Genomic DNA, 14,314 nt, shown 5'->3' on the forward strand with positions numbered 1-14,314 from the left:
CTTGGAATACATCGACTCCAAGGTGGATCTTGATGACGTTGGCGGACTGGCAACGCTCAAGAAGTGGCTTAATTTGCGCAGTCGGTGTTTTGGGCAGGCCGCCCAGGCGTTCGGTGTCGGAACTCCAAAGGGGTTGCTCTTAACCGGGGTTCCAGGTTGCGGTAAGTCCCTGACCGCAAAATGCGTATCTTCCTCGTGGAACATGCCGTTATTGCGTCTTGATATGGGGAAGATCTTCCAGGGGTTGGTTGGTTCTTCAGAGTCCAATATTCGTTCCGCGCTGCATACTGCCGAGGCTATTTCTCCCTGCATCTTGTGGATCGATGAGATTGAAAAGGGACTTTCCGGCTCGTCCGGCGGAGCATCGGATGGTGGCACGGCGTCTCGCGTGTTCGGCACGCTGTTAACCTGGATGCAGGAAAAAACGGCGCCTGTCTTCGTGTTTGCCACGGCTAACAATATTGGCAATCTACCGCCAGAACTGTTGAGGAAAGGGCGGTTCGATGAAATATTTTTCGTAGACTTCCCGTCAACAGTGGAAAGAAAGAAGATCCTTGAAATTCACCTGAAGAAGTTGAAACGCGATCCACAGAAGTTTGACCTGGACCAGTTGGCTGCACTGGGGGGAGAGTCGAATTTTGGTAAGGATGTCGTGCTGTCCGGTGCTGAAATCGAAGCCTGGGTAGGGGAATCGCTGATTGAGGCTTTTTCGCGGAGAATGTCTGGCGCCGATGATACGAGCGACCTGACGATGGCTGATTTTGAAACGACTATTTCGCGCTTGGTCCCCATGAGCAAAATGCGCAAGGAGGAATTTACAAGGCTTCGTGAATGGGCGAATCAACATGCAGTCGGCGCCTCGGCCATGGTTGCCGATCAGAGCGGTAGCGAGACGCAAGTCGGCGGTAGAAAAATCGATTTTTGACCAGCGTTGATTCTTCACTGGGCCAGCTTTGTTGCAGACGTAGCGGCTGATGAGTTGGCCGGCAGACTGACGGTGTGAGCGTGTCTGCAGCGGCGACGGCTGGCTCGCACCGATCAGGCCGGATTAGCCTCGGCGCGCTGCGGTGTGGCAGCAGCGCGCGAAAGTGACCGCTCCGGCCAGTGGCCGCTGGGACTGCCAGCGGCCTTGGGGTCACACGCGGAAGTGACTGACCAGGGTTTGCAGCTGCCCACCTAGCCGGGCGAGTTCGACGCTGGAGGCGGCGACTTCTTCGTTGGCGGAGGCGGTCTGTTCGGAAACGTCGCGGACGTTGACGACACTGCGGCTGATTTCCTCGGCGACGGCGCTCTGTTCTTCGGCGGCGGTGGCGATCTGCTGGTTCATTGCCTGGATGTTGGAGACGGTGCGGGTGATCTCGCCCAGCGACTCGCCGGCCTGGCGGCTCAGGGCGACGCTGCTGGCGGTGAGTTCGCGGCTGCCGAGCATGACGCTGGAGACCTGGCGAGTGCCGCTTTGCAGGCCGGCGACCAGGGCTTCGATCTCTTCGGTGGATTGCTGGGTGCGCTGGGCCAGGCCGCGCACTTCGTCGGCAACCACGGCGAATCCTCGCCCGGCCTCGCCCGCGCGGGCAGCTTCGATGGCTGCGTTGAGGGCCAGCAGGTTGGTCTGTTCTGCGACTGATTTGATCACGTCCATGACCTTGCCGATTTTCTCGCTCTCCTGCTCCAGGCGCTGCATGGCTTCGGCGGAGCGCTCGACCTCGATGGCCAGGCGTTCGATCTGCTCGACGGCCTTGTTCACCACGCGGTCGCCGTCCTGGGCCTGGTGGTCGGCGGCGGAGGCGGCCTGGGAGGCCTGTTCGGCGTTGCGCGCGACTTCCTGCACGGTGGCGGACATCTCGTGCATGGCGGTGGCGACCTGGTCGGTCTCGACCTTCTGGGTGTTGGCGCCGGCGCTGGTCTGCTCGGTGACGGCAGAGAGTTCCTCGGCGGCGCTGGCGATCTGGGTGACGCCATCGCGGATGCCGCCGATCAGCTCGCGCAGGCTCTGACTCATGCGCTGCATGCTCTGCTGCAGGCGGCCGAGTTCGTCACGGCGGCTGACCTGGATGCTCTGCGACAGGTCACCGGCAGCGATGCGGTCGACCACCGCCATGGTGTCGTGCAGCGGACGGGTGATCTGGCGAGTGATGATCAGCGCAGCGATGCTGCCCAACACCAGTGCGAGCAGGGTGACCAGGGTCTGCAGACTGCGAGCTTTGGCGCTCTCGACGTCGCGGCGATCGAGCTGCAACTGGTAGAGATTTTCGCTGATCTTGACGATGTCTTGTCCCTGGGCGGTCATTTCCTTGCGCGCCTGGACGATCGCGGCCATGTGCTGGCGCAGGGTCTGCACGGCGTCGCGGTAGGTGCGCAGGGCGGTACCGAGTTGCTGAACGTATTGCGCTTCGGCGACACCGAGCACGCTTTCCAGGGCCGGCAGGCCGGCGATGCTTTCATCGAGCTGGCGGGTCACGCCGTCACCGTTGCTGGTGAGGGCGGTGGCGAGGTAGTCGCGCACGTCGTAGCGCGCTTGCAGCAGGTCCTCGCGGGTGCCGGTAATGGCCTGGAAGCGGGTGGCGCGCTCTTCGTCGGCCGGCGCCTTGAGGATGTCCTGCTGGATCTGCGCGGTCAGCTCATTGGCGCGGGCGGCATTGTCCTGCAGGGCGCGGCGGGTGATGCCGGCACTCTGGTAGCCGGCGCGCATGGCGGCCAGGGACTTCTCGTAGTCGGCGATGATGCCGCCGAGCTGGTCGAGCATGCGCACGTTCTCGGGGCTGACGAAGGACGCGCGCAGTTTCTGCTGCTGGGCCTTGAAGTCGGCCAGGGTGCTCATGACGTTGGCGGCTTCCTGCTCGGCGCCGTCGGCGATCATGTACTGCAGGCGGGTGATGCGCAGCTTGGTGAGGCGCGAGTTCAGCTCGGTGATGTCGCTCATCCAGTTGCTGCGGTCGATCAGCGAGCCCAGGCCGACCCAGCTGACGATGGCGAGGATGGCGGTGAAGGCGAGCACCAGGCCGAAGCCCAGGGCCAACTTGAGGTTGACGCTCAAGTCGGAAATCCAGCGGTTCATTGACGATCTCCAGGAAAGGTTGTGTGAAGTCAGGCCGTTCGGAGATTGTTCTTGTTGGGGGCCAGGCGGGCGGACCGCGCCAAGACCCTATCGGCAGGTCGGGGCAGAACCGTATGGTCACGGGCGAAAAAGTTATCCACCGGCCCGCGCCGGAGGCGGGTCGGAAGACAAGGGGCGGGGGAAAGGCGGACGAAATCCCTGTTCGCTGGCGTGTCGTGCGGTGCGGTTACGCGCTGGCTGTCGGCGCTGGGCGGGATTGTACGGAATCGTCCGATGCTGCGCCCGGAAATGATGGCAAAGAGATATTGCGGGCGCCCGCACGAGGCCCTTGGGGACTCGTGCGAGGCGAGTTGGGTCAGGCCTTGGCCGCGTCCAGCGCCTGGGTGAGGTCAGCGAGGATATCGTCGATGTGCTCGATGCCGATGGACAGGCGCACCATGTCACGCGGCACGCCGGCCTTCTGCAGTTCCTCGTCGTTGAGTTGGCGGTGCGTGGTGGAAGCCGGGTGGCAGGCCAGGGACTTGGCGTCGCCGATGTTCACCAGGCGCACCACCAGCTTGAGTGCGTCGATGAAGCGTGCGCCGGCTTCCTGCCCGCCCTTGATGCCGAACGAGAGGATCGACGCTGGCTTGCCGCCCATGTAGCGCAACGCCAGTTCCTGCTCGGGGTGATCGGCAAGGCCTGCGTATTTCACCCAGCTGACTTGGGGGTGGTCCTGCAGGTACTGGGCGACTTTCACCGCGTTCTCGCAGTGGCGCTCCATGCGCAGGGCGAGGGTTTCCAGGCCCTGCAGGATGAGGAAGGCATTGAACGGCGAAAGTGCGGCACCGGTGTTGCGCAGCGGCACGACGCGGCAGCGGCCGATGAAGGCGGCGGGGCCGAAGGCTTCGGTATAGGTGACGCCGTGGTAGGACGGGTCAGGCGTGTTGAGCAGCGGGAAGCGCTCTTTGTTGTCGGCCCAGGGGAATTTGCCGGAGTCGACGACGATGCCGCCGATGCTGGTGCCGTGGCCGCCGATGTACTTGGTCAGCGAGTGCACGACGATGTCCGCGCCGTGTTCGAACGGGCGGCAGAGGATCGGCGTGGCGACGGTGTTGTCGACGATCAGTGGCACGCCGTGGCGGTGCGCGGCATCGGCCAGGGCCTGGAGATCGACGATGTTGCCCGCCGGGTTGCCGATGGATTCGCAGAAGACGGCCTTGGTGCGCTCGTCGATCAGCGCTTCGAGGGCGGCGATGTCATCGTGCGGCGCGAAGCGGGTCTGGATGCCGAAGCGCGGCAGTGTATGGGCGAACAGGTTGTAGGTGCCGCCGTAGAGCTTGGCTACCGAGACGATGTTGTCGCCGGCCTCGGCGACGGTCTGGATGGCGTAGGTGATGGCGGCCATGCCGGAAGCCACGGCCAGCGCCGCGACGCCGCCTTCCAGGGCGGCCACGCGCTCCTCGAGCACCGCGTTGGTGGGGTTCATGATGCGCGTGTAGATGTTGCCGGCGACTTTCAGGTCGAACAGGTCAGCACCGTGCTGGGTGTCGTCGAAGGCGTAGGAGCTGGTCTGGTAGATCGGCACGGCCACGGCCTTGGTGGTCGGGTCGGGGCTGTAGCCGGCGTGGATGGCCAGGGTTTCCGGTTTCATTGTTCGAGCGTCCTTGTGGCAGAAAGCCCCGAGGATGCGAGCGGCGCCCGGCCCTGGTCAATGACCGGGAGCAATGTGGCCGGGGCGCCGCTAGATCGCTTTTCGCTGAGCTTATAACCGGCTCAGGACGAGCAACTGATCTCCAGGTGCTTGCCCCAGTCCGGCGGGCGACGGGTGAAGGCTTCGGCATCCGGGTGCTCTTCGAAGGGCCGGCTGAGCACTTCATACAGGCGGCGCACGACGCTGTAGTCGCCTTGTTCGGCAGCCGTGATGGCTTCCTGGGCGAGGTAATTGCGCAGCATGTAGAGCGGGTTGACGGCGTGCATGCGGGCGCGTCGCTCGTCCTGGCTGCCGCCTTCACGCTCAACTCGGGCCCGGTAGTCGGCGGCCCAGGCGTCGAAACCGGCGAGGTCGACGAAGTCTTCCCGGACCACCGCCAGCGCCTGCTCCGGCGCTTGTTCGCCGAGGCGGCGGAAGAACAGCGAATAGTCCACCGCACCTTTCTGCATGGATTGCAGCAGGCGCTGCACCAGCTCCAGGTCTCCGTCTTCGGCGCTGGTTAGGCCGAGTCTGCGGCGCATCCGATCCAGGTAGTGCGCCTGGTAGAGCGGCAGGAACAGGTCCAGCGTGGCGCGCAGGTCGTCCACTTCGACGAAGGGCGTCAGCGCCTGGCCGAGGGCGGCGAGGTTCCAGTGGGCGATGGGCACCTGGTTGCTGAAGGAGTAGCGGCCGGTGTCGTCGGAGTGGTTGCAGATGTGGTTGGCGTCGAAGTCGTCGAGGAAGGCGTAGGGGCCGTAGTCGAAGGTGATGCCGAGGATCGACATGTTGTCGGTGTTCATTACACCGTGGCAGAAGCCGTAGGCCTGCCAGAGGGCGATCATCTCGGCGTTGCGCTCGACGACTTCGCGGAAGAACGCGAGGTAAGGCTTCTCGTCGCCCAGGCACTGCGGGTAATACGACTGGAGAACGAACTCGCCGAGGGTGCGCAGCTGTTCTTCCTGCTGGGTGTAGTAGAAGTACTCGAAGTGGCCGAAGCGCACGTGGCTGGGCGCTAGGCGCAACAGCATGGCGCCAGTTTCCCTGGACTCGCGCCACACCGTGGTGCTGGAACCGGTCACGCACAGTGCGCGACTGCTGGGAATGCCCAGGGCGGTGAGGTATTCGCTGGCGAGGAATTCACGGATCGACGAGCGCAGCACCGCGCGGCCATCGCCCATGCGCGAATAGGGGGTCTGTCCGGCACCCTTGAGGTGCAGATCCCAGTGTTCTCCGGCGTCGTTGACCACTTCGCCCAGCAACAGGCCGCGGCCGTCGCCCAGGCGTGGGTTGTAGGAGCCGAACTGGTGCCCGGAATAGACCATCGCGCGCGGATCGGCTTCTTCCCAGAGCTTGTGGCCGGCAAAGATTTCCGCGAACAGCGGGTTGTCTGCCTCGCTCGCGTCGAGGTCGAGCAGGGCCATGGCGGCGGGGCTGGCGACGACCAGGCGTGGGTCGGCGATGGGATCGGGCAGGACCTGGGTGGAAAACACGTCGCCCAGGCGGGCGAAGCGGTTATCGAAGGTCAGTTCGTCGAGCTTTTTCACACGCATCTCCGGGACAAGTCCGAGCATTGTGCTCGGACTTGTCCGAAGGCGTCCACCCTTAGGCCTTGTCGCCGGCGGGCTTCTCGTTCTGCGTTGCGGGCAGCTTCACCGGTGTGGCGGTGGGTTGCTGCTGGCCAACGATGACCTGGGCTTCCTGGCCCTGGAAGTTCTTCAGGAACACGTCGACCTGGTTGAAGGCCATGTCGATGCCAGCCTCGCGGAAGGCCAGGGCAATGCGGGTGAGGGTTTCGTCCACCGCCGGGTTGCGGTCGCCCAGTTCGCGCACATGGAAGCGCAGTTCGTAGTCGAAGGTGCTGGCGCTGATGGTGGTGAAGTACAGCACCGGCTCCGGGTCGCGCAGGATGCGGGTGTTGGCATGGGCGGCGTCGAGCATGATCTTGCGCGCCAGCGGCAGGTCGCTCTCGTAGGCCAGGCCGATCTTGATGGTGACGCGCGTGACGGTATCGCTCAGCGACCAGTTCACCAGTTGGCCGGTGATGAAGGTCTGGTTGGGGACGATGATTTCCTTGCGGTCGAAGTCGGTGATGGTGGTGGCGCGGATGCGAATCCGGCTGACGGTGCCGGACAGCGTGCCGATGGTCACCACGTCGCCGATCCGTACCGGGCGCTCGAAGAGGATGATCAGGCCGGAGACGAAGTTGGAGAAGATCGCCTGCAGGCCGAAGCCCAGGCCAACCGACAGCGCGGCCACCAGCCATTGCAGCTTGTCCCAGCTCACCCCGAGGGTGGACAGCGCGCTGACGAAGCCGATGCCGCTGATGGTGTAGGACAGCAGGGTGGTGATGGCGTAGGCGCTGCCCTGGGCCAGGGTCAGGCGTTGCAGCACCAGAACTTCCAGCAGGCCAGGCAGGTTGCGCGCCAGGGCCACGGTCACGGCGGCGATCACCAGTGCCATGAGGAAGTCACTGAGGCTGATCGGCGTGGTGGACGCCGCGTCGCCGGTGCCGCTGGTGTACTGGTAGAGGGTCACGTTGTCGAGGTAGGAGACGACGCTGATCAGGTCGGCCCAGACCCAGTACAGGGTGACCACGAATCCGATCAGCAGGCCCAGGCGGATCAGGCGCATGGACTGGTCGTTGATCTGCTCGATGCCCAGGGTCGGCTCTTCGACCACCTCGGTGCCCTCGATGCCTTCCTTGGGTGCGTTCTGTCGCTTCGACAGCGCGCGCTGGTAGGCCAGGCGGCGGGCGGCGACACCCATGCCGCGGACGAAGGTGGCTTCCACCACCATCCAGAACATCAGCAGGAACAGGGTATCGATCAGTCGATCGGTGAGCTTGAGCGCGGTGTAGTAGTAGCCGAAGCCCACGGCCAGGAACAGCGCTACCGGCAGGGCGGTGAAGCCCAGGCCGACGATCATCTTGATCATCGACGGGCGCTCGCTGGACGGGCTCTTGAACAGCAGCTGGGCGAGCAGCCAGGTCATGGCGCCGTAGCCGAACAGCACCACGGCAATGCCGATCACGTCATCAGCCAGGGAGGCTGGCGCGTGCTCGGCGACGGTGACCACGGCGACCAGCGACATCACCACCAGGCCCAGTCGGCGCATCAGCTTGCCGAGGAACAGCACCTGCGGCTGGCTCCAGTGGAAGTGCCGCTCGGCGATGCCGCCCGGACGCAGGATGCGGTGCGCGGTGTAGAACACCAGCCAGACCTGCGCCATCTCCAGCAGCGCGCTGCCCAGGGTAGCGTTCTGCCCGCGGGCGTCGAGCAGCAGCGCGAGGCCGGCGATGGCCAGTGCCAGGGTGCCGGGCAGTGCCAGCAGTACGGCGAGCAGCAGGGCCAGTGGGGTGTGGGCTTGGCTGTCGCGCTTGAAGTGACCGATGTCGTCGTTCAGCGACTCCAGCTTGTCGTAGAGGAACTTGCGCTTCCACAAGAGCCCGGCGACCAGCAGGAGCAGCGGCAGGAACAGGAAGGGCCGGTCGATCAGGCCTTCGAACAGCTCCTTCACCCCCGAGCCCCAGGGCACTTCGGCCAGTTGGTGGTGCAGCAGGGTCGGGGTCATCTTGAACCACGACAGATCCAGCGGGCGGTTGCTGGGGATCCAGAACATCTGCTCGTCAAGGGTGGCGCGCAGGCTGTCGCTGGTTTCCTTGAGCTGCTTCTGGTTCAGCTGCAGGGTGATGGCTTCGTTGAGGAGCGCGTTCAGCTCGTGGTTGAGGCGCTCCATCAGTTCCAGGCGGGTGTCCACCAGTTCGCCGAGGTCATGGCGCAGTTGCGGGGTGACGCTTTCCTGCGATTGCTGGGCCAGCAGGTTGTCGATGTAGACCTGGGTGTTGTTGATCTCGTCGCGCTTCTGGTTCAGCTCGAACTGGTACAGACGCAGGTCGGCGATCTCGTCGGCGAGGTCCTGGTCGGTCTTGATGACCGGCAGCGACTGCTTCTGTTGGTAGAGGATCTTCGACAGCAGCAGGCTGCCGCGCAGCACATTGATCTGTTCGTCCAGGGCCTGCTCGCCCTGGGTCAGGTTATCCAGCTGCTGCTTGGCTTCCAGGTTGCGCCGGGTGAGGGTGTTGAGGCGATCGGTGGTGCGCAGCAGGTAGTCGGAGAGCTTGAGGTTGGCTGCGCTCTGCTGACTCAGCAGGCTGTCGGTGCCGGCGGCCTGGCTGCTGTCCTTGGATAGTTCGGCGACAGTCTTCTCCGACTGTTCGCGGCGCTTGTCGCTGATCATCGCCTGCAGTTCGAGGGTCTCGCGTTCCTCGCGGCCGATGCGCTCGGCCAGCAGGTCGCGCTGGCTGGAGGCGAGGTCCAGCAGCAGGTTGTTGCCCGCCAATTGCTTGCGCAGCAATTGGTTCTGCGCCGTGAGCGAAGCCTGTTCAGCCAGCAGCTCGTTGCGGCGCTCCTCGGCGAGCGGCTTCGAGCCTTCCTTGCCAGCCTTGAGCGTGGTGTTGATATCCAGCAGACGCGTCTGGTTCTTGCTCAGGTCAGCCTGGGCGCGCTCGGGGCGGGTCTGCGCGGTGAGGATCTCGCTCTTGGCGTCGACCATGTCCTTTTGCCAGGCTGCAAGCTGGGTGGACTGCTCGTTGAGGAGCATTTCCAGCTGGGTGGCGCTGTAGCTGCCGTAGCGCTGGCTGGCCGGTTTTTCGCTGGTGGCCTTGAGGCGGGTGAGGGCCTTCTGGTTCTCGTTGATCAGCTTGGGCGCGTCGGCCAGCTTGCCGTTCAGTTCCTCCAGCTGCTTCTCGCTGTCAGCCTTGCTGGCCAGCAACTTGAGGGTGTTTTCCAGGCTGGCCTTGATCGGCTTGGCCTCGGCGTCGGCCAGCTTGCGGTCGGCCAGGCCGTCGAGGCTCTGCTGCACCTTCTCGGCGCTCGGCACGGTGGATTCGGCGGCCAGCGCGGGCAGGCCGGTGAGCGAGCCGGCCAGGAGGACGGCGGTCAGAAGGGTACGCAGCAGGAATGACATGGTCGCGTTCAGCGGCTCGTGCAAAAAAGTGGAGTGAGGGTAGTGCTGGCAGGCCGGCACCCGCAAGCGGGTGCCGGTGGGCGGTCAGAGGAACAGACCGGGGCCGGGACGGCCTTCCGGGAATTTGACCCCGACCTTGCGGATCTTGTTCCCGTCCAGCGCGGCCACGGTCCAGGTCAGGCCGTTCCATTCCACCTGGTCGCCGATGATCGCCTGGCCGCCAATTTCGTGGGCGATGAAACGGCCCAGATTCTGTTCGCCGTCCACGCCTTCGAGCTTCAGGCCATAGAGCGACGCCACGGCGGAAAGCTGCGCGTCACCTTCGAGGACGAAGTCGCCGAAGAAGCGTGCGCTCAGGCCGCGATCCGGCGCCTGGCTGAACAGCTTGCCCAGCGCCGAGAGGTCATGCTCGTGGCCGATCACACAGAGGATGTCGTCGGCCTCGAGGATGGTACTGCCGGACGGGTGCAGGAGCTGGGTACCGCGGAACAGCGCGGCGATACGGGTGCCCTCGGGCATCTTCAGCTCGCGCAGGGCGGCGCCGATGCACCACTTTTCCTTGCTGAGGTGGTAGACGAACAGCTCCCACTCGCTGGTGGGGTGGACCTCCAGGCCGGCGCGGGAGATCGGCGCCGGGTCCGGCGGCACCACCACGCGCAGCAGCTTGGCGGCCCAGGGCAGGCTGGTGCCCTGCACCAGCAGCGAGACCAGCACGATGAAGAAAGCCACGTTGAAGAACAGCTGGGCGTTGGGCAGCCCGGCCATCAGCGGGAACACCGCCAGAATGATCGGCACCGCGCCGCGCAGGCCCACCCAGGCGATGAAGGCCTTCTCGCGGCCATGGAAGGCGCGGAACGGGAACAGGCCGACCAGCACCGACAGCGGGCGGGCGAAGAGGATCATCCACAGCGCCAGGCCGAGGGCGGGCAGGGCGATTGGCCACAGGTCATGGGGCGTGACCAGCAGGCCCAGTACCAGGAACATGCCGATCTGCGCCAGCCAGGCCATGCCGTCGAGCATGTGCATGATGCCGTGGCGCGAGCGGATCGGCTGGTTGCCCAGCACCAGGCCGCACAGGTAGATGGCGAGGATGCCGCTGCCGTGCACCGCGTTGGCCAGGGCAAAGATCAGCAGGCCGCCGCTGATTGCCAGCAGCGGGTAGAGGCCGTTGGCCAGGTGGATGCGGTTGATCACCTGTAGCAGCAGCCAGCCGCCGGCGAGGCCCAGCACCGAGCCGATGCCGAATTCGCGGAGGAAGTGCCAGAGGAAGCTCCAGGACAGGCCGCTCTCGCCATGGGCAAGCATGTCGATCAGGGTGACGGTGAGGAACACCGCCATGGGGTCGTTACTGCCCGATTCGATTTCCAGAGTCGCGGTAACCCGCTCGTTCAGGCCCTTGCCGCCCAGCAGCGAGAACACTGCTGCGGCATCCGTGGAGCCGACGATGGCGCCGATCAGCAGGCCTTCCATCCAGCTCAGCTTGAACAGCCAGGCGGCGGCAATGCCGGTGAGCCCGGCGGTGATCAGCACCCCGGCGGTGGCCAGTGACAGGGCCGGCCAGAGTGCCACGCGGAAGCTCGACACCCGTGTGCGCAAACCGCCGTCCAGCAGGATCACCGCCAGCGCCAGGTTGCCCACCAGGTAGGCCATGGGGTAGTTGGAGAAGCCGATGCCTCCGGGACCGTCGGTGCCGGCGATCATGCCCACGGCAAGGAAGATGACCAGGATCGGGATGCCCAGGCGCGAAGACAGCGAGCTGACCAGGATGCTCATGCCGATCAGCACCGCAGCGATCAGGAAATAGCTGTTGATGGCCACGGCATCCAAGGTGTCGACCTCCTGGAGAATGGGGGAGTGGCGACGCTACTCAAGGATCAGGATGCAGGCCGCATGCCAATCGATTCTAACCTGCGGATTTACAAGGCTGTCAAAGGTTTGTTGAGGTCCGCTCGGCGGTGGTTTCGGGCCAGGCCCCGCTGGTGGCCCAGGTGGGCACCAGGCTGGGCGAAGTCACTTGGGTGGGCGCCCAGGCAACGGCCTCCTCCAGCGGCAGCCGGACGGAGTCGAGGCAGGCCTGACGGTCACGCTGCAAGGTGGTGCGGGCCTTGCCGACTTCACCGGCGATGTTCGTCTCGCCGCTGATCGCGCGGACCTGCGTGTGCCACAGGTGGCGAGCGGAGCTGCCGGCTACGCCGCAACTGCCCAGCGGGTCGTAATAGGACGAGCCGAACTGGGCGTAGCCCGCATTGACCAGGGCATTGAAGTAACGGCCCTGCGCGGTGATCGACTTGCCATCGCCGCCGCGCAGGACCTCGAGCCCGTTGCTCATCGCCGTATCGATGCTCTTCAGGTAATCGTCGACGTGCCGGACGGCCTCGTCATTGGCTTCGTTGAAGATGGGGGTGGAACTGAGGGACGCGTTCTGGCTGCGCTGCGAGTTGCCCTCGGGCAGGGCGTCGGCCGGGCCGGTGTTGAACAGGGCGAGCACACAACCCAGCGCTACCGTGATGGCAAGCAGGGGCAGCCAATGCAGGCAGCGGCGTGAAGCGTTGGCGAGGAAGGTGGGGTAGGCGGCCATGGTCATGAAGGTGAAAAGTTTCGCGGGCGCCATTCAACGGCAAACGCCCCCGACTTCGCTGTCGGCCTGGTCAGCTGTTGCTGTCTGAATATTCCTTCAATTCAATCGGTGTCCTGCAGCATTGCTGCCAGGGCCCACGTTTCCACGGGCATAAAAAAGCCCCGGACGTGACCGGGGCACAAGGGGCATGCGGGGGCCTAGAACCAGGCGTCCTGCATGGTGGAACAGGTGTCGTCGCGAGCTTCGAGCAGCGTCAGGTCATGGTGGCAGGACGGCACTTCCCAGGTCAGGAAGTAGCGCGCGGCCTGCAGCTTGCCGCGGTAGAAGTCGGTATCGGCGGCATCGCCGCGCGCCAGGCCTTCTTCGGCACGAATGGCCTGCTCCAGCCAGCGCCAGCCGATTACGGCATGGCCGAAGACCTTCAGGTACAGCGCCGAGTTGGCCAGGCCCTGGGCCACGCGCCCCTGCATCAGGTCGCCGAGCAGGCTCAGGGTGGTCGCGGACAGGCGTGCCATCAGCTGCTCCAGCGGCTCGCGCAGCTTGTCCAGCGAGGCGTGCGCCTGGGCGCGCTCGCAGGTCTGGTTGATCAGGCGGGTCAGCTGCTTGAGGCCGGCGCCGTTGTTTTGCGCCAGCTTGCGGCCCAGCAGGTCCAGCGACTGGATACCGTGGGTGCCTTCGTGGATCGGGTTCAGGCGGTTGTCGCGGTAGTACTGCTCCACCGGGTATTCGCGGGTGTAGCCGTGGCCGCCGAGGATCTGGATCGCCAGTTCGTTGGCCTTCAGGCAGAACTCCGAGGGCCAGGATTTGACGATCGGGGTCAGCAGGTCCAGCAGCTCGTGGGCCTGCTTGCGTTCTTCTTCGGTCGCCAGCGTCTCGCAGTCGTCCACCAGTCGTGAGGCATACAGGCCGAGGTCAAAGGCGCCTTCGACGTAGGCCTTCTGGGTCAGCAACATGCGCTTGACGTCGGTGTGCTGGACGATGGACACCGGCGCGGCAGTCGGGTCCTTGGCGTCCACCGGGCGGCCCTGCGGGCGTTCGCGGGCGTACTCCAGCGAGTACAGGTAGCCGGCGTAGCCGAGCATGATGGCGCCCATGCCGACGCCGATGCGTGCCTCGTTCATCATCTGGAACATGTAGGCCAGGCCGTGGTGCGGCTTGCCGACCAGGTAGCCGACGCACTCGCCCTTGTCGCCGAAGTTCAGCGCGGTGGACGTGGTGCCGCGCCAGCCCATCTTGTGGAACAGGCCGGCCAGGGTCACGTCGTTGCGCGCGCCGAGGGAGCCGTCTTCGTTGACCAGGAACTTGGGCACGATGAACAGGCTGATGCCTTTCACGCCGGGTGGGGCGTCCGGCAGCTTGGCCAGCACCATGTGCACGATGTTGTCCGACAGCGGGTGGTCGCCGCCGGAGATGAAGATCTTGTTGCCCTTGATCCGGTAGCTGCCGTCGGCGGCCGGCTCCGCGCGGGTGCGGATGTCGGCCAGGGACGAGCCGGCGTGCGGCTCGGTGAGCGCCATGGTGCCGAAGAAGCGCGCCTCGATCATCGGCTGCAGGAACAGGCGTTTCTGCTCGTCGCTGCCGAAGGTCTCGATCAGGTGGCTGGCGCCCATGCTCAGCATCGGGTACGACGAGGTGGCGATGTTGGCCGACTGGAAGTGCGCAAAGCAGGCGCGCGACAGCAGGTGCGGCAGCTGCATGCCGCCCTGTTCGAAGCTGCGCGAGGCGTTCTGGAAGCCGGCCTCATTGAAGGCGTCCACCGCCGGCTTCACTTCCGGGATGAGTACCGCGCCGCCATCGACGTACTGCGGTTCGTTCTCGTCGTTCTTGCGGTTGTGCGGGGCGAACAGCTCCTCGGCGATGCCGCGGGCGGTGCCCAGGGCGGCGTCGAAGGTCTCGCGGTTGTGGTCGGCGAAGCGTTCGCGCTGGGTCAGGGCCTCGGCGTCGAGCACTTCGTAGAGTTCGAAAGCGAGGTTGCGGGAGCTGAGCAGGGTCTCGGACATGGATCGACCTCCGTGGGAATCGCCGCAGTCTAGTCTGGTGAATG

The 14,314-nt window shown here is 65.1% G+C and carries 8 protein-coding genes; 1 reads left to right on the top strand and 7 read right to left on the bottom strand.

Annotation, left to right across the window (positions count from 1 at the left end; all coding sequences use genetic code 11):
* The coding region (locus FAS41_RS16215; RefSeq protein ID WP_138523994.1) for an AAA family ATPase at positions 1–925 on the top strand (925 nt) is incomplete at its 5' end.
* Between the two features lie 210 nt (positions 926–1,135).
* On the opposite strand, the gene FAS41_RS16220 is transcribed toward FAS41_RS16215, so the two are convergent.
* From FAS41_RS16220 to FAS41_RS16250, 7 genes are all read right to left on the bottom strand, one after another.
* Positions 1,136–3,055 (bottom strand): methyl-accepting chemotaxis protein, encoded by a 1,920-nt coding sequence (locus tag FAS41_RS16220; RefSeq protein ID WP_138523996.1) that lies wholly within the window; start codon positions 3,053–3,055, stop codon positions 1,136–1,138.
* Between the two features lie 355 nt (positions 3,056–3,410).
* Positions 3,411–4,688: a bifunctional O-acetylhomoserine aminocarboxypropyltransferase/cysteine synthase gene (locus FAS41_RS16225; RefSeq protein ID WP_138523998.1), complete on the bottom strand. Its 1,278-nt coding sequence runs from the start codon at positions 4,686–4,688 to the stop codon at positions 3,411–3,413.
* 122 nt (positions 4,689–4,810) lie between these two features.
* Positions 4,811–6,271 (bottom strand): protein adenylyltransferase SelO, encoded by a 1,461-nt coding sequence (selO, locus tag FAS41_RS16230; protein WP_138524000.1) that lies wholly within the window; start codon positions 6,269–6,271, stop codon positions 4,811–4,813.
* Positions 6,272–6,329: 58 nt separating this feature from the next.
* Positions 6,330–9,692 (bottom strand): mechanosensitive channel MscK, encoded by a 3,363-nt coding sequence (gene mscK / locus FAS41_RS16235; RefSeq protein WP_138524002.1) that lies wholly within the window; start codon positions 9,690–9,692, stop codon positions 6,330–6,332.
* 84 nt (positions 9,693–9,776) lie between these two features.
* The gene (locus FAS41_RS16240; RefSeq protein ID WP_138524004.1) at positions 9,777–11,519 is read right to left on the bottom strand and encodes a potassium/proton antiporter; all 1,743 of its coding nucleotides are present in this window, start codon (positions 11,517–11,519) and stop codon (positions 9,777–9,779) included.
* A gap of 100 nt (positions 11,520–11,619) precedes the next feature.
* Positions 11,620–12,303, bottom strand: coding sequence for a hypothetical protein (locus FAS41_RS16245; RefSeq protein WP_171049497.1), 684 nt, complete (start codon positions 12,301–12,303; stop codon positions 11,620–11,622).
* A 164-nt stretch (positions 12,304–12,467) separates the two neighbouring features.
* Positions 12,468–14,270 carry an acyl-CoA dehydrogenase gene (locus tag FAS41_RS16250; protein WP_138524008.1) on the bottom strand — a complete coding sequence of 601 codons (1,803 nt, stop codon included), beginning with the start codon at positions 14,268–14,270 and terminating at the stop codon, positions 12,468–12,470.
* Positions 14,271–14,314 lie beyond the last annotated feature (44 nt).

Origin of the sequence: Pseudomonas nicosulfuronedens, from assembly GCF_005877905.1 — a bacterium.
GTDB classification, from domain to species: Bacteria; Pseudomonadota; Gammaproteobacteria; order Pseudomonadales; family Pseudomonadaceae; genus Pseudomonas; species Pseudomonas nicosulfuronedens.

Excerpts from the sequence above, each read along its gene's own strand:
- FAS41_RS16220 (WP_138523996.1), bottom strand. The coding sequence starts at position 3,055 with ATGAACCGCTGGATTTCCGACTTGAGCGTCAACCTCAAGTTGGCCCTG.
- FAS41_RS16225 (WP_138523998.1), bottom strand. The coding sequence starts at position 4,688 with ATGAAACCGGAAACCCTGGCCATCCACGCCGGCTACAGCCCCGACCCG.
- mscK (WP_138524002.1), bottom strand. The coding sequence starts at position 9,692 with ATGTCATTCCTGCTGCGTACCCTTCTGACCGCCGTCCTCCTGGCCGGC.
- FAS41_RS16245 (WP_171049497.1), bottom strand. The coding sequence starts at position 12,303 with ATGGCGCCCGCGAAACTTTTCACCTTCATGACCATGGCCGCCTACCCC.
- FAS41_RS16250 (WP_138524008.1), bottom strand. The coding sequence starts at position 14,270 with ATGTCCGAGACCCTGCTCAGCTCCCGCAACCTCGCTTTCGAACTCTAC.